Origin of the sequence: Veillonella sp. ACP1, assembly GCF_000286635.1 — a bacterium.
Taxonomy (GTDB): domain Bacteria; phylum Bacillota; class Negativicutes; order Veillonellales; family Veillonellaceae; genus Veillonella; species Veillonella atypica.
This window is the reverse complement of sequence record NZ_ALKL01000014.1, coordinates 22013-40859: the sequence shown is the minus strand read 5'-3', so window position 1 is coordinate 40859 and position 18847 is coordinate 22013. Positions and strand designations below refer to the sequence as shown.

General features: G+C 41.4%; 14 protein-coding genes. 11 read left to right on the top strand and 3 right to left on the bottom strand.

Features of this window, described 5'->3' with window-relative positions; genetic code table 11:
* The 8 genes from whiA to HMPREF1151_RS06055 all read left to right on the top strand — a co-directional run bounded on the left by whiA (position 1) and on the right by HMPREF1151_RS06055 (position 12087).
* Positions 1-948: a DNA-binding protein WhiA gene (whiA, locus tag HMPREF1151_RS06090; RefSeq protein WP_005383011.1), complete on the top strand. Its 948-nt coding sequence runs from the start codon at positions 1-3 to the stop codon at positions 946-948.
* 4 nt (positions 949-952) lie between these two features.
* Positions 953-3589, top strand: a complete 2637-nt coding sequence (locus HMPREF1151_RS06085) for a hypothetical protein (RefSeq protein ID WP_009661449.1) — start codon at positions 953-955, stop codon at positions 3587-3589.
* A 289-nt stretch (positions 3590-3878) separates the two neighbouring features.
* On the top strand, positions 3879-4829 hold the full coding sequence (locus tag HMPREF1151_RS06080) for an aspartate carbamoyltransferase catalytic subunit (protein WP_005377928.1): 951 nt from the start codon (positions 3879-3881) through the stop codon (positions 4827-4829).
* Positions 4813-6099: a dihydroorotase gene (locus tag HMPREF1151_RS06075; protein ID WP_009661482.1), complete on the top strand. Its 1287-nt coding sequence runs from the start codon at positions 4813-4815 to the stop codon at positions 6097-6099. Before HMPREF1151_RS06080 ends, HMPREF1151_RS06075 begins: the two co-directional genes overlap by 17 nt.
* Positions 6099-7166 carry a glutamine-hydrolyzing carbamoyl-phosphate synthase small subunit gene (carA, locus tag HMPREF1151_RS06070; RefSeq protein WP_005377893.1) on the top strand — a complete coding sequence of 356 codons (1068 nt, stop codon included), beginning with the start codon at positions 6099-6101 and terminating at the stop codon, positions 7164-7166. The genes HMPREF1151_RS06075 and carA overlap by 1 nt, the downstream gene beginning before the upstream one ends.
* Before the next feature lies 1 nt (position 7167).
* The gene (carB, locus tag HMPREF1151_RS06065) at positions 7168-10368 is read left to right on the top strand and encodes a carbamoyl-phosphate synthase large subunit (protein ID WP_009661446.1); all 3201 of its coding nucleotides are present in this window, start codon (positions 7168-7170) and stop codon (positions 10366-10368) included.
* A 4-nt stretch (positions 10369-10372) separates the two neighbouring features.
* Positions 10373-11140, top strand: coding sequence for a dihydroorotate dehydrogenase electron transfer subunit (locus HMPREF1151_RS06060; protein ID WP_009661452.1), 768 nt, complete (start codon positions 10373-10375; stop codon positions 11138-11140).
* On the top strand, positions 11140-12087 hold the full coding sequence (locus tag HMPREF1151_RS06055; protein ID WP_009661486.1) for a dihydroorotate dehydrogenase: 948 nt from the start codon (positions 11140-11142) through the stop codon (positions 12085-12087). The genes HMPREF1151_RS06060 and HMPREF1151_RS06055 overlap by 1 nt, the downstream gene beginning before the upstream one ends.
* 95 nt (positions 12088-12182) lie before the next feature.
* On the opposite strand, the gene HMPREF1151_RS06050 is transcribed toward HMPREF1151_RS06055, so the two are convergent.
* Positions 12183-13073 (bottom strand): LysR family transcriptional regulator, encoded by an 891-nt coding sequence (locus HMPREF1151_RS06050; protein WP_009661427.1) that lies wholly within the window; start codon positions 13071-13073, stop codon positions 12183-12185.
* A gap of 190 nt (positions 13074-13263) precedes the next feature.
* Between HMPREF1151_RS06050 and HMPREF1151_RS06045 the strand changes: the two genes are divergently transcribed.
* On the top strand, positions 13264-13452 hold the full coding sequence (locus HMPREF1151_RS06045; protein ID WP_016476626.1) for a hypothetical protein: 189 nt from the start codon (positions 13264-13266) through the stop codon (positions 13450-13452).
* A gap of 28 nt (positions 13453-13480) precedes the next feature.
* Here the strand turns inward: HMPREF1151_RS06045 and HMPREF1151_RS06040 are convergent, their stop codons facing one another.
* Positions 13481-14131, bottom strand: coding sequence for a YigZ family protein (locus HMPREF1151_RS06040; protein ID WP_009661491.1), 651 nt, complete (start codon positions 14129-14131; stop codon positions 13481-13483).
* Positions 14132-14470: 339 nt separating this feature from the next.
* On the opposite strand from HMPREF1151_RS06040, the gene HMPREF1151_RS06035 reads away from it, so the two are divergent.
* The gene (locus HMPREF1151_RS06035; protein WP_009661433.1) at positions 14471-16645 is read left to right on the top strand and encodes a cation-translocating P-type ATPase; all 2175 of its coding nucleotides are present in this window, start codon (positions 14471-14473) and stop codon (positions 16643-16645) included.
* Positions 16646-16815: 170 nt separating this feature from the next.
* The gene (locus HMPREF1151_RS06030; RefSeq protein ID WP_009661488.1) at positions 16816-17343 is read left to right on the top strand and encodes an ECF transporter S component; all 528 of its coding nucleotides are present in this window, start codon (positions 16816-16818) and stop codon (positions 17341-17343) included.
* A 129-nt stretch (positions 17344-17472) separates the two neighbouring features.
* Here the strand turns inward: HMPREF1151_RS06030 and HMPREF1151_RS06025 are convergent, their stop codons facing one another.
* Positions 17473-18798, bottom strand: coding sequence for an FAD-containing oxidoreductase (locus tag HMPREF1151_RS06025; RefSeq protein ID WP_009661472.1), 1326 nt, complete (start codon positions 18796-18798; stop codon positions 17473-17475).
* Between the last annotated feature and the right edge of the window lie 49 nt (positions 18799-18847).

Genomic DNA, 18847 nt, shown 5'->3' with positions numbered 1-18847 from the left:
ATGTCTTTTGCAGAAGATGTAAAAAATGAATTATGTGCCTATGAGCCTGAAACGGATACCGATGTGGCCATGAAAATTGAAGCATCCTGCTTATTGCGCATGGGTGGTTCCTTATTGCTCGGTATGAGGGGAGCTATCGGTATACGACTAGCCACTGCTAATAATGCGGTGGCTAGACGTTTGCTAGGCATACTTAAAAAACAATACGAATTGCCGACCCATGTTATGGTGCGCCAAGGCTTAAATTTGCGGAAAAAGAATATGTATACATTAACGGTGGATCCATCTCAAGAGGGGCGCCAAGCCTTAGAAGATTTGGCATTGTGGCCTGTTACCGAACAGTTGCCGCGGAAGTGGTTACACTCAATGGAGGCGCGACGCGCCTTCTTGCGCGGCGCTTTTTTAGGGGGCGGATCCGTTAATAAACCACAAAGTGATTACCATCTTGAGTTTATGACGGGCAATGAAGCTTTTGCACGTGAGATTGTATATGTATTGAAATTATTTCACATTCATGCAGGTCTGACAGAGCGTAAAGAAGAATATGTGGTATATCTTAAAGAAGGCGATGCGGTAACAAATTGTTTACAGGTCATGGGTGCTCAATCGGCATTGATGGAATTTGAAAATGTACGCATCATGAAGACCGTTCGCAATCAGATCAATCGACAGGTAAATTGTGAGACTGCAAATTTACAAAAAACCGTAGATGCAGCGGTACGTCAAGTGAAAGCCATCCGTATATTGGATGAGCATATAGGTATTGATGCATTGCCGGATAAATTGAAAATTGTAGCTAGATTGCGCTGGAATAATCCGGAAGCAAGTTTAAAAGAATTAGAAGAAATGATGAATGGTACCTTATCTAAATCAGGTATTGGACATCGTTTGAAAAAGTTAGAAGCATTAGCCCTTACATATGATCCTATGGGGCTGGAAGAGGTTTAATATTATGTTATTTAAGAAAACATATAAGCTAGCGACGATGTTAGCAGTTATGGGAGCATTAACAGGTCATGCAGCAAGCGATATTGATTTGAACTCCATAGGATATTTTTCGTTTACTCCATTACCAGCGGAATTACAAGCGCAGAAGGATACATTGCTTTTATCTGATAGTCCTGAATATGTAGGTCCCGTAGGCGGCGTTTTAAGTGCTGGTAGCATTAATGGGAAAGGGCGTATCTACTTTTACCATGTAAATGAAATGGCTGAACCTCATAAGATTGCCATTATCTTGGAGAATACAGGTAATGAACCAAATGGCATTGCCGTGTTCCGTGAACTAAAATCCATCGCCACATCAGATTATTTTGCGGCGGGCCGCGATTTATCACGAAAGGAATTAGAGCAACCATTGACGGATAAACCATTGTATTCCTTTGTGATGCCTCCCAAAAGTCGTCAACTCGTATTTACCGATTTAGAACACTCCCCAATACCTAAAGATGCTTTATTTACAGGCATCGTAGATTTGCAAACAAGTGCTCCTGTATTTGCACGGGTTATGATGATTCCTATGAATCTGAACTCTATTGAGTCCTCGTATTGGGTGAATAATTTGCCTATAGACCATGTGCGGTTGCGTGGTACTTTCACCGGTGCTGAGCGCGAAATGGCAGTAACAAAAGAATATAACACCACGTTAGGTGGCGCCTATGTGGAACTGGGCAATGATAGAGAAGACCGTTTTGTAGAGGGCGTGGATGAGCTCGATAATAAAGCTTATGTTAAGGACGCAGGGAACTATGGTATTTCTTATACCGTTAAAATTCCTACAAGCGGCGAGGATCCTTTCCGCCTCTATTTCAATCCATTAGGCGGCGGTTATTCGGGTTCTTTTACTGTGAAAGCACAACGTCGTTGGCAGAAGGCTCCTAGTGAAAGCATGACCTATCATATCGGTGGTGATGATGGTTTAATGGCATTAGGTCATAATACTGTATTAGATTCTCGATACATGGGGAACTATTACGGTGGTGATACGTTGACCATCGATTTCATGCCGGCTGGTGCTTCGAATTTACCAGTTCGTTTTTTACTGATACCAGAAGCGTTAGCAAACCCTCAATATGCTCGCGTATTGGCTACTAATGAAGCTGGTCAGCGTGCATTAGAAGCAGAGGCGCAAAAAGAAGCAGCCGAAGCAGCTAAGAAGGTGGCTATTGAAGAAAAATATGTAGCAGCGAAGACGCAAAAAGAAGAACAAGCTCATCAATTAGCAGAGGCAGCTAAATTAGCGGCTGAAAAGGCAACTGCTGCTCATAAAGCAGCTCAAGATAGACAGGCTGAATTAGATAAACGAGATGCAGAGGAACAAGCTAAACTCAAGGCAAAAGCCGATGCAGCTGCTGAACGAGCACGTGCTAAAGCGGAAGCTGATCGACAATTGGCTGAACAAAAAGCTAAGGCTGATGCCCAAAAAGCGGAAGCAGCACGCATTGCAGCAGAGCAAAAGGCGAAAGATGATGCGGCTAAGGCTGAAGCGGCTCGTATTGCAGCCGAACAAAAAGCCAAGGCTGATGCTCAAAAAGCAGAGGCAGCACGCATCGCAGCCGAACAAGCAGCTCGTGAAAAAGCGGAACGTGAGCAAGCTGCTCGAGAAGCAGCCGAGCAAAAAGCTCGTGAATATGCAGCAAAGTTAGAAGCACAACGTTTAGAAGCGCAGCGTAAGGCTGAAGAAGAACGCATTTTGGCTGAACAACGAGCTGAGGCTGCACGCATAGAGGCAGAACACAAAGCGGCAGAACAAGCGGCTAAAAACGAAGCAGAACGCCAAGAAGCGGCTAGAAAAGCAGAAGCGGCGCGTCAAGAGGCGGCTCGTCAGGCCGAGGAAAAACGCAAGGCTGCAGAAGCCAAAGCAGAGGCTGATCGAATTGCAGCCGAAGCAAAACGCACTGAAGAGGCTAGAAAAGCCGAAGAAGCTCGTCAGGAAGCATTGCGCAAGGCCGAAATGGCTCGACAAGAAGCTGCACGTAAAGCTGAAGAAGAGCGCTTAGCAGCGATTGAGAGAGCTCAAGAAGAGGCACGCAAAGCTGAAGAAGCACGTCAACGTGAAGAAGCGCGTAGAGTAGAAGCCTCTCGTCAAGCTGAAGAGGCTCGCTTGGCGGCAATTGCGGAAGCCGCTCGACAAGCTGAGGAAGCTCGCATCCGCGAAGAAAATCGCGCTGCAGAAGCAGCACGTAAAGCAGAGCGTGAACGGATTGCGAAGGAACAAGCAGAAGCAGCTAGAAAAGCCGAAGAAGCTCGCCAATTGGCAGAAAAACGGTACCGTGAATACGAAATTGCTCAAGAACAAGCCAAAGAGGCACGCCGTCGTGCTGATATTCAACGGGAAGCTCAGAAAAAAGCAGCTCAACGGGCTGAAGAAATCCGCTTAGCTGCACAACGACAAATTATCGCCAAGCGAAACGCAGAAATTGCACGTCAAAAATTGGCAGAAGAACGTGAAGCAGCGCGTATTGCAGCACAAGGTGGTAAACGTCGTAGCTTTGCCGAGTTAGATGATGTTAATACATCTGCCAATCAAGATGAAGATACTACACAAAATGCGGTATCTATTGATCAGTTGACCAGAAAACAACAGTAAACGAATCGGTGGATTTACATATTAAATCGGATGCCTGTTGAGGCATCCGATTTGTGTTTCTTCATGGGAATTACATTGACTTTCACAGGTAATTTCAGTACAATGAATAGAGATAAGTGCAATATACAGTACGAGATACTGTAGCATTACAAAATCCCTTTTAAATTGGTCCAGAGAGGCTAAAAAAGGACATATAGTTGAAGCGCCCTCAAGGGCTTCTTTGTGCAAACTATTCGACCTTTTGCCCTGGGGCAAGAGGTCTTTTTTGTTATACGGTTAGGAGGCAATCATGGGACAAGTGAGCTTGCATGGCAAACATTTGTTAGGGTTACAACATGCTACACCTGAAGAAATTAAATTAATTCTAGATGTAGCGAAAAAGATGAAGAAGGTTGTTTTGTCTGATGACAAAAAAATCCCTTATTTGAAAGGTAAGGCGATTATCAATCTATTCATGGAACCTAGTACACGTACGCGTAGTTCTTTTGAACTAGCAGGTAAATATTTAGGGGCAGATGTAATCAATATTACACCAAGTGGTTCCTCTATGGGTAAGGGTGAAAGCTTCCGCGATACATTATTAACATTGTCCTATATGGGGACGGATGCCATCGTGATGCGCAGTAGTGCAGAAGGGGCTCCTCTCTATGCGACAAAAGCCGTTGATCCTATCATTATCAATGCTGGCGATGGTGCCCATGAACATCCAACACAAGCATTGCTCGATATGTTCTCCATCATTGAACGCAAAGGTTCATTAGAAGGTAAAAAAGTCGTTATCGTAGGCGATATTATGCATAGCCGTGTAGCTCGCTCCGATGTTTACGGTCTTACTAAAATGGGGGCTGACGTTCACTTGGCAGGTCCTCGTACTATGCTCTATCCTGAACTTGAAAAAATGGGTGTTACCATTCATCACGATGTGCGTGAAGCTGTAAAAGATGCAGACGTTGTCAATGTACTTCGCATTCAATTAGAACGCATTCACTCCGCTCTATATCCAACAAATCGCGAATATGCGCGTATCTTTGGTATCAATAAAGATGTATTAAGCCTAGCAAAAGATGATGTTATGGTTATGCATCCAGGCCCAATGAACCGTGGCCTTGAAATTTCCCCAGATGTAGCCTACTGGGATCAATCCGTAATTCAAGAACAAGTACGCAATGGTGTATCCGTTCGTATGGCTGTATTGTACTTAACAATTCATGGAGGTGACGGTAGTGAGCTTGCTTATTAAAAATGGTACGGTAGTCAATCCGGCAAAACAACAACATGAAGTAGCAGACGTTCTCGTGAAAGATGGTAAAATTGCAGCCATCGGTCAAAATTTAAGTGCAGATGGTGCTGAAGTATATGATGCAACAGGACTTATTGTAGCACCGGGTCTTATCGATATTCATACACATTTGCGCGAACCAGGACAAGAAGCAAAAGAAGATTTCCATTCTGGTACACAAGCGGCAGCTGCTGGTGGTTTTACACGCGTCGTGACCATGGCGAATACAACACCAGTAGTAGATAATGCGGCTCTTGTACGAGGTTTGAAAAAACAAGCTGAACTTACTGGTGTCGTAAAAGTAGAATTCATCGGTGCTGTATCCAAGAACCTTGAAGGTAAAGAACTTGCTGAATTAGGTGATATGGCTGAGGCTGGTGTTGTAGCGTATTCTGATGATGGACACTATGTAGAAAGTGCTGCTTTCATGCGTCGTGCGTTGGAATATTCATCCATGTTCAATAAAATGGTTATCGACCATGCAGAAGATATTAGCTTGACTAAAAATGGTCATATGCATGAAGGTTTCGTATCTTATGAAATGGGCGTTATCGGACGTCCAGCTGTAGCTGAAGATTTGGCGGTAGCTCGCGATATTTTACTAGCGGAAATGACAGGTGGTCATATCCATATCGCTCACGTAAGTAGTAAAAATACGGTGGATATGGTACGCCGTGCAAAGGCTAAAGGGGTTAATGTAACTTGTGAGGTAACAAGCCAACATCTATCCTTTACTGATGAATATTTGCGCGAATATAATCCAGCTTTCAAAATGGCACCGCCAATTCGCTCCGAAGATCATCGTCAAGCATTGCTAGAAGGTTTGAAAGATGGCACCATTGATGCTATCATTACAGACCATGCACCACATGCATTTGAAGAAAAAGACCATGAATTCTGCTGTGCTCCAAATGGTTTTAGTGGTCTTGAAACATCCTTGGCCGGCGTTATTACAAATGCTTATGGGCAAGATAAACTTAGCATCGACCAAGTGGTGTACTACATGAGTACGCGCCCAGCTGAGTTAATGCATCTAGATGCAGGTGTTTTAGAAGTTGGTAAACCAGCAGATATTACAGTGTTCTCTACTACAGAACAATGGACTGTAGATAGAAATAAATTCTATACAAAAGGTAAAGTTAGCCCATTTGATGGCATGACTGTTACTGGTAAAGCAAAACTTACCGTTGTAGACGGTAATATCGTTATGAAGGAGGGCGTGGTCCTATAATGAAAGGCAAATTAGTTCTGGAAGACGGTTCCGTATTTGAAGGTTCCCTATTAGGCGGCGCTCCTACAGTGGGCGAGGTTGTGTTTAATACAGGCATGACTGGATATCAAGAAATTTTGACTGACCCATCCTATGCGGATCAAATTATTACATTAACATATCCACTCGTTGGTAACTATGGTACATTAAATGCTATTACACAAGGTCCTAAACCATACTGTAAAGGCTTTATCGTAGGTGAACTATGTGATTTCCCATCCAATTGGCAAAATGAAGGTTTGTTCAGCGAATATTTACGTCTACATGGCATTCCTTGCCTCTATGATGTAGATACGCGTGCTATTACGCGTACTATTCGTAACCATGGCGTTATGAAAGGCGTACTTGTACGTGCTGATTATCCGATGGAAGATATTCAAAAATTATTTAAACAAGATTTGCCTACAGACCAAGTTATGCGCGTCACTACAAAATGGCAAGGCATGCGTGGCGATAAAAATGCAGAATTTCATGTAGCTGTAATGGATTATGGTGTAAAAGAAAATATTCTTCGATCCTTAGAGCTTGCTGGTTGCCGTTTAACTGTATTCCCAGCAGATTCTAAAGCAGAAGACGTACTCGCTGTTAATCCTGATGGTATTTTCTTGTCCAATGGCCCTGGAGATCCTCAAGATCTAGGTTATGCAGTAGAAGAAGTGAAGAAAATGTTTGGTAAGAAACCAATCTTTGGTATCTGCATGGGGCACCAAGTATTGGCACAAGCATATGGCGGCACTACATTCAAACTTAAATTTGGTCACCGTGGTTCTAACCACCCTGTACAAGATCTTCGTACCGGCCGTGTATATATTACATCTCAAAATCATGGCTTTGCCGTAGATGATTCTTCTTTGCCTGATTATATTGAAATCACACATCGCAGTGTGAATGATGGTACTGTAGAAGGTATGCGCCACAAAGAATTGCCAATCTTCTCCGTACAATACCATCCAGAAGCGTCCCCTGGACCTACTGATAACCTATATTTGTTTGATGAATTTGAAGATATGATGAGAAAGGGAAAATAATATGACCACAGAAGCAAAAAAAGTACTCGTAATTGGTTCTGGTCCAATTATTATCGGCCAAGCAGCAGAATTCGACTATGCTGGTACACAAGCGTGCCGTTCCCTTCGTGAAGAAGGCTATAAGGTAGTATTGGTTAACTCTAACCCTGCAACAATCATGACAGATACAGATATTGCAGACCGTGTATATGTAGAACCTATTAGCCTTGAATTCGTAACGGAAGTTATTAAAAAAGAACGCCCTTGGGGCTTATTGGCAACATTGGGTGGCCAAGTAGGTTTAAATATGGCCGTTCAATTATCCGAAGCAGGCGTACTCGAAGAGTATGGCGTTAAGTTGCTTGGTACGACATTAGAAGCTATTAAACATGCAGAAGACCGCGAATTGTTCAAGGAAGCGATGAAGGAAATCAATCAACCAGTTCCTGAATCCGACATCTTCAATGACCTTGAAGAAGCCGTAGCCTTTGCAAATCGCATCGGCTATCCTATCATCATCCGTCCAGCCTATACATTGGGCGGTACTGGTGGCGGTATTGCACATAATGAAGATGAAATGTATGAAATCACACGCCGTGGTTTGAAACTTTCACCAATTCACCAAATCTTGGCGGAACGTTCCGTTGCAGGTTGGAAAGAAATCGAATACGAAGTCATGCGCGATAGTGCAGACAACTGTATCATCGTATGTAACATGGAAAATATCGACCCTGTTGGCGTACATACAGGTGACTCCATCGTTGTGGCACCAAGCCAAACATTGAACGATATTCAATACCAAATGCTTCGTACCGCATCTGTTGACATCATTCGCTATTTGAAAATCGAAGGTGGTTGTAACGTACAATACGCTTTGAATCCAGATAGTAACGAATATATCGTTATCGAAGTAAACCCTCGTGTATCCCGTTCCTCTGCATTGGCATCTAAAGCAACTGGGTATCCAATCGCGAAGGTAGCTGCAAAAATTGCAGTAGGCATGACATTGGATCAAATTACTAATGCTGTAACAGGTGAAACAAAAGCGTGCTTCGAACCAACACTGGACTATGTGGTAACTAAATTCCCTCGTTGGCCATTTGAAAAATTCAATTTGGCAGATCGCACATTGGGCACTCAAATGAAGGCCACAGGCGAAGTTATGGCTATTGACCGTACCTTGGAAGGTTCTTTATTGAAAGCTATCCGCTCCTTGGAAATCGGTTTAGACCATATTGAGCTTAAGAAAATTGCTCATGAGTCCATAGAACAATTGATTGAACGTTTACATTTAGTAGATGATGAACGTATCTACGTTGTGGCTGAAGCACTTCGCAAGGGGATTAGTGTAGAAAAAATCCACTACATTACTAAAATCGATACATTCTTTATTGAAAAAATCAAGAATATCGTCAATGTAGAAAAAACGTTAACTGAACATGGTTTGACTCAAGATGTATTGCGTCTAGCTAAACGTTATTCCTTCCCTGATACTGTTATTGCGCGCTATGCGAATACAACGGCAGAAGACGTAAAGGCGAAACGCAAAGAATGGAATATTCTTCCAACCTATAAATATGTAGATACATGTGCTGCAGAATTCGAATCTAAAACACCATACTACTATAGTGCTTATGCACAAGAAGACGAAGTTAAACCACTAGGTGAAAAATCTGTTGTAGTACTTGGTTCCGGTCCAATTCGTATCGGTCAAGGTGTAGAGTTTGACTACTGCTCTGTGCATTCCTCTTGGGCACTTCGTAAAGCGGGTTACCAATCCATTATGATCAATAATAACCCAGAAACAGTGTCTACAGACTTCGATATTTCTGATTCCTTGTACTTCGAACCATTAACAGTGGACGATGTAATGGAAATCATTGATAAAGAAAAACCAGCTGGCGTTATTGCTCAATTTGGTGGTCAAACAGCTATCAACTTGGCGGGCCCATTGGCTAAACGCGGTGTAAAAATCCTCGGTACATCCGTAGATAGTATCGACATGGCAGAAGACCGTGAACGTTTTGACGAATTATTGGCAAAACTTGGTATTCCTCGTCCAGTAGGTGCTCTTGTTACATCTGATGAAGAAGCACAAGCAGCTGCTAAGAACTTAAAATACCCATTGATCGTTCGTCCTTCTTATGTATTGGGCGGTCGTGCTATGGAAATCGTATATAATGATAAAGAACTTGATGTATATATGAAGGAAGCTGTAGTAGCGTCCAAAGAACATCCAGTTCTTATCGACCGTTATATGGTTGGTATGGAGGTAGAGGTTGATGCTATTTCCGACGGTACCGATGTATGTATCCCTGGCATTATGGAACAAATCGAACGCGCCGGTGTTCACTCCGGTGACTCCATGGCGGTTTATCCAGCACAACATTTGAGCCAAGAAATTATCGATCAAATCGTAGATTATACACGTCGTATTGCAATTGGCCTTAATGTTAAGGGCGTTCTTAATATTCAATACATCGTGGCTGATGGCGAACTTAATGTAATTGAAGTTAACCCTCGTTCTAGCCGTACTGTACCATTTATTTCTAAGGTTACAGGTATTAATATGGTAGAATGTGCAACTCGAATTGCTCTTGGTGAAAGCTTAAAAGATTTAGGCTTACCTTTAGGACTTGTACCTAATAAACCATATGTGGCTGTAAAAGCACCGGTATTCTCCTTCTCTAAAATGGGTCTTGTAGAAATCGCTCTTGGACCTGAAATGAAATCTACTGGTGAAGTTATGGGTATTGGTCGTACCTATTCTGAAGCATTGTTTAAAGCTATTAATGGTGCCAACATGCGTATTCCAGAAGATGGTACAATCCTTATGACCGTAGCAGACCGCGACAAAGCAGAAGCTTGTGAACTTGCAAAAGGTTTCATCGACCTTGGCTATCACATCGAAGCGACTGGTGGTACAGGCAAATACTTCATCGAACATGGTGTTAATTGCAAGGTCGTTAATAAAATCCATGAAGGCGAAGACAACTGTGCGGACCATATTCGCCAAGATAAGGTGGATCTCGTACTTAATACATTGACAGCTGGTAAACGGCCTGAACGTGAAGGTTTCCAATTGCGCCGTCTCGCTGTAGAAATGGGTACACCATGCTTAACAAGTCTTGATACAGCTCGTGAAGTATTGCGCGTTGTAGCAAACCGTAAAGATGACGCTAACTACAATGTAGAAGCATTACAAGATTTTGAATTGGAGTAAAACCATGAGTGGCTATGTAGAACAGGGCGAAGTCGTTCGCAATGAGCAAATAGGCTCTGATGTGTGGATTATGGATATTCACGCACCAAAACAAGCAGCAGAAGCAAAGGTAGGGCAGTTTTGTAATGTTCGCGTAGCGGACTCTACGGCGCCATTATTGCGTCGCCCTATTAGCTATGCTGGATTTGATGTACAAAAGGGTACGATTACCCTTTTGTACCGTGTCGTAGGTAAGGGGACGGATATTATGACTCGCCTCGTGCCTGGTGATACATTAGATTGTTTAGGCCCGTTGGGTGAACCATTTGTAACATCTGAGAATATGCTTCTCGTTGGCGGTGGCGTTGGTATTGCACCGATGCTTTGTATTGCCTCTCACTTACAAAAAGGTGAATCTGCACAAGTTATATTGGGCTTTAGAAATAAAAGCGAAACCTTCTGGGCCGATTTGTTCAAGGATACAACTGTACAGGTTCATATCACAACAGATGATGGTAGTGTAGGAACAAAGGGGTTCCCAACGGCTATTATGCCTGAACTAATTAATTCTAATACATTCACTTCCGTTATGACTTGTGGCCCTACACCGATGATGAAAGGTGTGGCTCAAGTGGCTAAAGAGCTCAATGTACCTTGCCAAGTGTCCTTAGAAGAACGGATGGGCTGTGGTACAGGTGGTTGTTTAGGCTGTGCTTGTGATGGCGTAGGTGGTAAGCGCTATAAGGTTTGTAAAGATGGTCCTGTATTCCCAGCTGAGGAGGTGTTCTTTTAATGAGTGAACACGATTTAAATAACACCGTTACACCGAATCCAAAACTCGCCATCGATTATTGCGGTATTAAGATGAAAAATCCTATTATCGCTGCATCTGGTACCTTTGGAAATGGTCCTGAATACGCTGGTTATCTAGACCTTAGTAATGAGGTGGGGGCTATCTCTGTGAAAGGATTAACGCCTAAAGGCCGTCATGGTAATCCGGGCCCGCGTATTGCAGAAACTCCATCTGGTGTATTGAACTGCATTGGCCTTGAAAATCCTGGAGCAGAACATTTTGTTACGGATATTTTGCCAGAACTTAAGAAATATGATGTACCGCTACTAGCTAATATGTCTGCTGGTACAGTAGAGGAATTTGCTTGGATGGCAGAAACACTATCTGTGGATGGTATTGCAGGCCTTGAAGTCAATGTATCATGTCCAAATGTAGAGAGTGAAGGTATGGCATTTGGCGTAGACCCAAAGGTTGTTGAACAAGTAACTAAAGCGGTTCGTAAAGTAACCGATAAGCCGGTTATCGTAAAACTTTCACCAAATGTAACAGATATCGTGGAAATTGCAAAGGCTGTAGAAGCCGGTGGTGGTAATGGGGTCAGCCTCATTAATACATTGTTAGGCATGGCTATTGATATTCACCGTCGCAAACCATTGTTAGGTAATATTTATGGCGGTCTATCTGGTCCAGCAGTAAAACCTGTGGCGCTTCGCATGGTTCACCAAGTCTATAAAGGGGTTACTATTCCTATTATTGGCCTTGGTGGTATCATGAGTGGTACAGATGCTATCGAATTTATGATGGCTGGTGCCCAGGCCGTACAAGTTGGTACCGCTACGATGGTTGATCCAACCGCGATTTCTCGTATTGCTCGTGAAATGGGCGATTTTGTAGAACAATATAATCTCAATAGCATTACTGACATTGTTGGTGCTGTACATCAATAATAGTCTCGTAGCAACAAAAAAGCAGGAATTGGCAATGCCAGTTTCCTGCTTTTTCGCATATATGTAATTATTTCGCATCAATATTGGTAAATGTATTATACGTAGGCCTTATAGAAATCTATAAATTGTTGTGCCACTGGTGAAAGGGCATGACCTTTTAAGGTGATGAATGCTTTCTTATAGTCACCTGAAAACTCAGGCAATTTAATGCGTGACATTTTGCGGTGGTTTACCATTTCTTTAGTATCCATTGGGACCAGTGCCACCGTACGCCCGGATGATGCCCATTCAATAGCCGATGTTTTTGTAGTCGTAATAGCGCTCACATTTAGATGTTCCATATCTGTTAAGGATGATTGCATAATCATTCTTACGGACCCACCAGATAAGGAGAGAGGGCATTGTCTGATATCATCCCAGGTGATGGTATCGTGTTCACGATCAGTCCAGAACACATCACGTCTAAATAATGCGTATAGATGTTCCTCTTGGGTTAAGAGAATATCAAATTTATCAGTATCTACCATTTGGATATTAGCAATTCCAATTTCTGCACTGCCACTGATGAGCTGTTTTACGACATTGGTCATGAGTCCTTCGTAAATCTCAAAGTGTACAGATGGATATTTCATGGAGAATGCTGGCAAATATTGTTGTACGATGGGGGTGGAACGGGATGCAGAGGTAGCGATGCGCAGCGTACCTTCGATACGTGAATTTAACTGTTGTACTGCATTATACGTAGATTCTTCAATAGAACATAATTGCTGTGCTTTTTCATAAAAAATTTTACCTGCATCGGTAAGTTGTAAATTGGAACCTCGTTGACCTCGTTTAATATTGATGAGCTGAGCTCCAAATTCTGCCTCTAAATACTTTAACTGCTTACTCAAAGCCGGTTGTGTAATATGGAGAATTTCTGCAGCTTGTGTCATGTTTCCTGTTTGAACAAGGGTTATAAAATTGTGATAATACGATGTGTCCATAAAATCCCCCTTTAATACACAAATCATGATAATTAAAATTTATAACTAATAAAGGAATAGTTATTTTACCTTTTAAGAAATGTCATATATACTATACACATTAAGAGAAATAAAGCACATTGAAAGTTGTTTTAATAATCTCATCAATATTTTTGATATAGTTGCAGTGACTAGGAAAGTGAGTACTACTATGGGCGTAGTAAAAAGAACATTAAGTAAAGCAATTCGTAATTGGGAAGCACGCAGATTAATGACAGCACATAATGCTGGTGTTAGTCGTAAAAAACAATTAGAACGCGTATGGCCACATCCATTGACAACTGAAAAACGTCATGAAATGAATCAAGGCCTTACTGGTTTAGTTCATAATGGCAACTAATTAGTTAGTGTACGATTTGATTGAACACTTAATATAGTGGTAATACCACTTCGATAGCATCTAATACATTACAAGTAGCAGCTCCATGACTCATGTCTTGGAGCTCTTTTTGTATCCGTTCTATATCGATAGGTGGCACTAAAATCGTAAGATCTATTTTTTCTCCAAAGGTAGCCTCATAATGTAGTTGGGCATCTTGTAGATAGCGTTCTATTGTGCCATATAATGCATAGTCAATAATCGCTTGTAATTGTGTTCTTGTGGTATGCAATTCCTTTGGCGCAAGACGCAATGTTTCAGCGACGGAGTGGGAGTATGCACGGATTAATCCACCAGCCCCTAGTTTTATGCCACCAAAGTAGCGCGTTACCACAACAGCTACATTTGTAATACCTGTCTTTTTCAAGACTTCTAGCATAGGCTTTCCAGCAGTACCCGATGGTTCACCATTATCGGACGAGCGTTGTTGTTCTTGCTTTGGTCCTAATGCAAAGGCCGTACAATTATGTCGAGCATCCCAAAACTCTTTATTGATACGGGCGATAAAAGATTGCGCATCCTCTTCGGTACTACATGGATATACGGTAGTGATAAATCTGGATTTCTCCACTACATATTCATGGCGGAATTCTTTGGCAATGGATATGAATTCCACGGTAGGGCTAGTTGTATCTGGCATTTCCTCACCTCCATTTTTATTTCTACCACTATAGTATTTATTCATCATCATCACTTTATTATAAGCTATTTATAAAGGTAATGTATAGATTATGAGCGATAATGTTTAATAATATATATATTTATTTACACAATATATAGCGATACAATCGTAATTATTAATTCCCTTACAGAAAAGGAATAACCCTCTAGTTTTAGTAGGATATTGACGAATTGAGAATCTATGTTATTATAAATAGTAGATATATGAGTATTAGTTCATGTGATAAATATTACAAATATACTGTGTTTATTATATTTTATGAATCTATGATTTGAATTGTATCGAAGGAAGTTATATATGAGTACTAAAAAACAAGAGTTTGACATTACGGGCATGCACTGTGCAGCCTGTGTAAAACGCGTTGAAAACGTCGTATCTAAGGTTGATGGCGTAGCTTCTGTAAAGGTTAACCTACTAACCCGTAAGGGGAGTGTAGAGTTTAAGGATGGCACTACCGTAGAACCACAACAAATTATCGATGCCATAACGAATATCGGTTTTGGTGCTACTGAAGCGGATGAAACGAAACAAGAAATAGAAAAGGTTAATTTAAAACCACATATTACACGCCTCATTATTGCGGCTTGTATGGCTGTACCGATGATGATCAACATGACCTTGCATCGTTTTGGTATTCAAGCGTTGCCGGTTTGGGTTGAATTTGTATTAGCCACTATCGCTCAATTTGGCCCGGGTCTCATGTTCTATAAGAGTGCATGGAGTGCCGTAAAGAATGGGGCTCTTACGATGGATGTCCTCGTTGTTATGGGGACGAGTGTGGCGTATTTGTTCAGTATTTATAATTGGCAGTTCCATCCAGAACTTGGTCCTCATGGTATTTACTTTGAAACCTCTGCATGGCTTATTACATTTATCCTTCTAGGTAAGTTGTTAGAAGAGGTAGCCAAGGGGCGTACGTCTGAAGCGCTTCAAAAACTAATTGCTTTGCAACCGGCAACGGCTCATGTATTGCGCGATGGTGAATTTGTAGATATTCCTACCTCTAAGGTTGTGGCTGGCGATGTTTTACAAGTGCGCGCCGGTGAAAAGATTCCTGTAGACGGTACTATTACAGAAGGTTACTCTACCGTTGATGAAGCTATGCTTACAGGTGAAAGCTTACCTGTAGAAAAACAAGTGGGCTCTGAGGTTATTGGGGCGACTATCAATTTAAGTGGTGCCTTCACAATGGAAGCAAAGCGCATTGGTAGCGACACGATGTTATCTCAAATTATCAAGGTCGTAGAGGAAGCTCAAACATCTAAAGCAAGCATTCAACGTATTGCGGATATTGTGGCTCAATACTTTGTACCAACTGTTATTGGCCTTGCTGTACTAACTGGTCTCGTGTGGTACTTTATTGTAGGCGATTCTATCAATGTAGCCCTTATTAATGCGACCGCTGTTCTAGTAATCGCTTGTCCATGTGCGCTTGGCCTTGCTACACCGACATCCATCATGGTAGGTTCTGGCTTAGGTGCGGAACATGGTGTTCTCATCAAGAGTGCGGAATATCTTGAAAAGGCCGGTAAACTCGATGCTATCGTTATGGATAAAACAGGCACCCTTACACAAGGCGTGCTTGATGTAACGGCTTTCAAAAACTATAGCGGTGATGAAAGTGCGAACATGTCCATCATGATGGCCCTCGAAAGTGGTACATCACATCCGATTGCTAAGGCTATGGTTTACTATGGTGAAGATCATGGCTACAAGGGGAAGGCTGTTGAACTTGAAAGCTTTGGCGATGTACCGGGTAAAGGCTTGCAAGGTGCTTACCAAGGTGTATCTGTACAACTTGGTCATAGCCGTTGGATGAGTGAACTCGGTTATGATTTATCTAAGGTGCAAGATGATATTCAACATTTTGAAGAACAAGGTGCATCTGTATCTGTTCTCGCTGTAGATGGTGTCATCAGTGCATTATGGGCTGTAGAAGATGAATTGCGTCCTGAAACTATTGAGGTTGTAAAAGAACTACAGTCTCAAGGCATCGATGTGTGGATGCTTACCGGTGATAATCGCCGTACAGCTCAATATATTGCAAAACAAGCAGGCATTACTCATGTAATTGCTGAAGTGTTGCCTCAAGATAAGGCTAGCAAGGTAAAAGAATTGCAAGATAAAGGCCTTGTAGTTGGTATGGTCGGCGATGGTATCAACGATGCTCCAGCTCTTGTAACTGCAGATATCGGCTTTGCTATCGGCAGTGGTACAGATATTGCCGTAGAAGCAGCAGATATCGTTCTTGTAAGAAATGATTTACACACATTAGTACAAGCAGTACGCCTCAGTCGTAAGACGATGACTAATATTAAACAAAATCTATTCTGGGCATTGATCTTTAACTGCATTGGTATTCCTTTGGCTGCTGTAGGTGCCTTGAATCCTATGATTGCAGGTACTGCGATGGCATTCAGTTCCGTTACAGTTGTGGGTAACTCCCTTCGCTTGAAACGAGCTAAACTCTAATTATATATGAGATAAAATATAGAACAGCACCTATAGAATGGTATAGGTGCTGTTTTGTATTTTCTTCATTTTTATTGCTAATATTTTAATTCCTATAAACTCGGTATTTTTATAGTACCTATCATCTGATATACTGAGTATAGTTCTTAAGAAAAGGGAAGGAGTTTATTATGAAATTAAAGACTCGCGATATTGTATATATCGGTTTTATTGCTGCGTTGTGTGCCGTAGCAACAACGATTCGCATTGAAATACCAGGTGGGGCCATGGTTCATTTAGGTTCCGCTGCTCTATTTACCACATCTATTCTCTTTGGTGGTTTATATGGTGGTTTAGGTGCGGCTATTGGTTCCGCATTATTTGATCTTTTTGGTGGACATACGCAATACATTGTATTCTCTTTCTTTATTAAAGGTATTGCAGGTCTTATTGTAGGTGGTATGACAGCAGGTTACTTGCCACCATCCATTACAAAGCCGACAGCATCCTTTACACGTATTTTGAGTGCTCTTATTATTGGTACAATTTGGACTGCATTTGGCTATTTCTTAGCATGGTGGTTTGTTCTTGAAAGTGCAGCCGTAGCAGCTAGCAAAATTCAATACTCCTTGATTACAAGTGCTGCAGGTATTGTGGTGGCTATTATATTGACACCAAAACTACAAAAGGTAGTACGTAGATTATTTACAAAAAACTAATAGAAAATAATTTAAATCGCATCTTATTTCTCTAAATAGTTAAAGGGCGCTTATTAGCATATATGTTAGCTAATGAGCGCCCTTTTATTTTCGTTTTATATCATTTGTTTGTTGATTTTGTTTATGGCATTAAAAATTACATAGGTCGTTTAAGTTCTCTGCCATGGTAGGATGTGTGAAGATTTGATTTTTGAAATATGTATATGGAATGTTGTTATCCATAGCCATTTTAATGAGGTTAATCAACTCTTCAGCACCTTGAGAATAAAGTGTAGCACCAAGGATTAAATCGTTATCTGCATTTACTACAATTTTAAAAGCACCTTTTAAATAGTCGTTTACATGAGCTCTTGGCATAGTGGCAACGAGCATTTCCTTCGTTTTAACGGTGTAACCTTTATTAATAGCTTCTTTTTCTGTAAGGCCTACACGAGCCAGAGGAGGTGTTAAAAAGGTTGTATAAGGAATGTTTTTTCGATCTTTTAATGTGTATTGGCCATTACCTGTAAGTGCACCAAATACAATGCGGAAGTCATCGAGAGAAATATACGTAAATTGAGGACCACCGTTTACATCGCCTACTGCATATACACCAGGAACGGAGCTTTCACACGTATCATTCACTACGATAGCACCGCGTTCGTTAGTAGTAATATCCGTATTTTCTAAACCGATGTTAGCTGTATTTGGTTTGCGACCTGTAGCATATAAAACAGCATCAAAGGTATAGTTTTGACCATTTGCAGTAATAACAGGTTTGTTGCCATCATTAGATACAGAGTTTAATGTTACATCGTTGAGAATAGTAATACCTTGCTCAGTCAAGTACTCGTTAGCTAATTCTTGTACGATCGGTTCCTCCCGTTTTAAGATGCTAGATTCAATATTAAATACTGTTACCTTTGCACCTAGTTTAGCGTATAAGCTGGCAAATTCAAGACCAATAGGACCAGCACCGATGATACCGAGTGTACTTGGTTGAGTCGATAATTGTTGAATTTCTGTGCTATTATAGAAGCCTGTTGCTGCTCTGATGCCATCAATGTTAGGCTTAATCGCTACAGCACCAGTGTTAATAATAATTGTTTCACTAGATAAGATGATTTTATCTTCTCCAGCTGTAATGGCAATTTCTTTATTACTAATGAATTCACCATGTCCAGTATATACATCGACATGTTCATTAGTGTCTAGCATACCGAAGTTTTTATTGCGTAAACGAGATGTAACAACCTCGCGTTGGTTTAATACTTGATCGTAAGATAATCCTTTAGATGCGGCTACAATCATAGTCTTTGTTGGAATACATGCAATATTAATACATGTGCCACCATACATGAGTGGATTTTCTTCAATCATAGCTACGGCTTTGCCCATGGAGCCAAATTTCGCTGCTAATGTTTTACCGGCTTTGCCAAAACCTAGGACGATAAGATCATAATGTTTGGTATTCATATAATACCTCCTATCTTTTATATTGAAAATATTAGATATATTTATTATA

Coding starts and splice junctions, on each gene's coding strand:
- HMPREF1151_RS06045 (WP_016476626.1), top strand. CDS start 13,264: ATGGGCGTAGTAAAAAGAACATTAAGTAAAGCAATTCGTAATTGGGAA.
- carA (WP_005377893.1), top strand. CDS start 6,099: ATGAAAGGCAAATTAGTTCTGGAAGACGGTTCCGTATTTGAAGGTTCC.
- HMPREF1151_RS06035 (WP_009661433.1), top strand. CDS start 14,471: ATGAGTACTAAAAAACAAGAGTTTGACATTACGGGCATGCACTGTGCA.
- HMPREF1151_RS06060 (WP_009661452.1), top strand. CDS start 10,373: ATGAGTGGCTATGTAGAACAGGGCGAAGTCGTTCGCAATGAGCAAATA.
- HMPREF1151_RS06085 (WP_009661449.1), top strand. CDS start 953: ATGTTATTTAAGAAAACATATAAGCTAGCGACGATGTTAGCAGTTATG.
- carB (WP_009661446.1), top strand. CDS start 7,168: ATGACCACAGAAGCAAAAAAAGTACTCGTAATTGGTTCTGGTCCAATT.
- HMPREF1151_RS06050 (WP_009661427.1), bottom strand. CDS start 13,073: ATGGACACATCGTATTATCACAATTTTATAACCCTTGTTCAAACAGGA.
- HMPREF1151_RS06040 (WP_009661491.1), bottom strand. CDS start 14,131: ATGCCAGATACAACTAGCCCTACCGTGGAATTCATATCCATTGCCAAA.
- HMPREF1151_RS06030 (WP_009661488.1), top strand. CDS start 16,816: ATGAAATTAAAGACTCGCGATATTGTATATATCGGTTTTATTGCTGCG.
- HMPREF1151_RS06080 (WP_005377928.1), top strand. CDS start 3,879: ATGGGACAAGTGAGCTTGCATGGCAAACATTTGTTAGGGTTACAACAT.
- whiA (WP_005383011.1), top strand. CDS start 1: ATGTCTTTTGCAGAAGATGTAAAAAATGAATTATGTGCCTATGAGCCT.
- HMPREF1151_RS06055 (WP_009661486.1), top strand. CDS start 11,140: ATGAGTGAACACGATTTAAATAACACCGTTACACCGAATCCAAAACTC.
- HMPREF1151_RS06025 (WP_009661472.1), bottom strand. CDS start 18,798: ATGAATACCAAACATTATGATCTTATCGTCCTAGGTTTTGGCAAAGCC.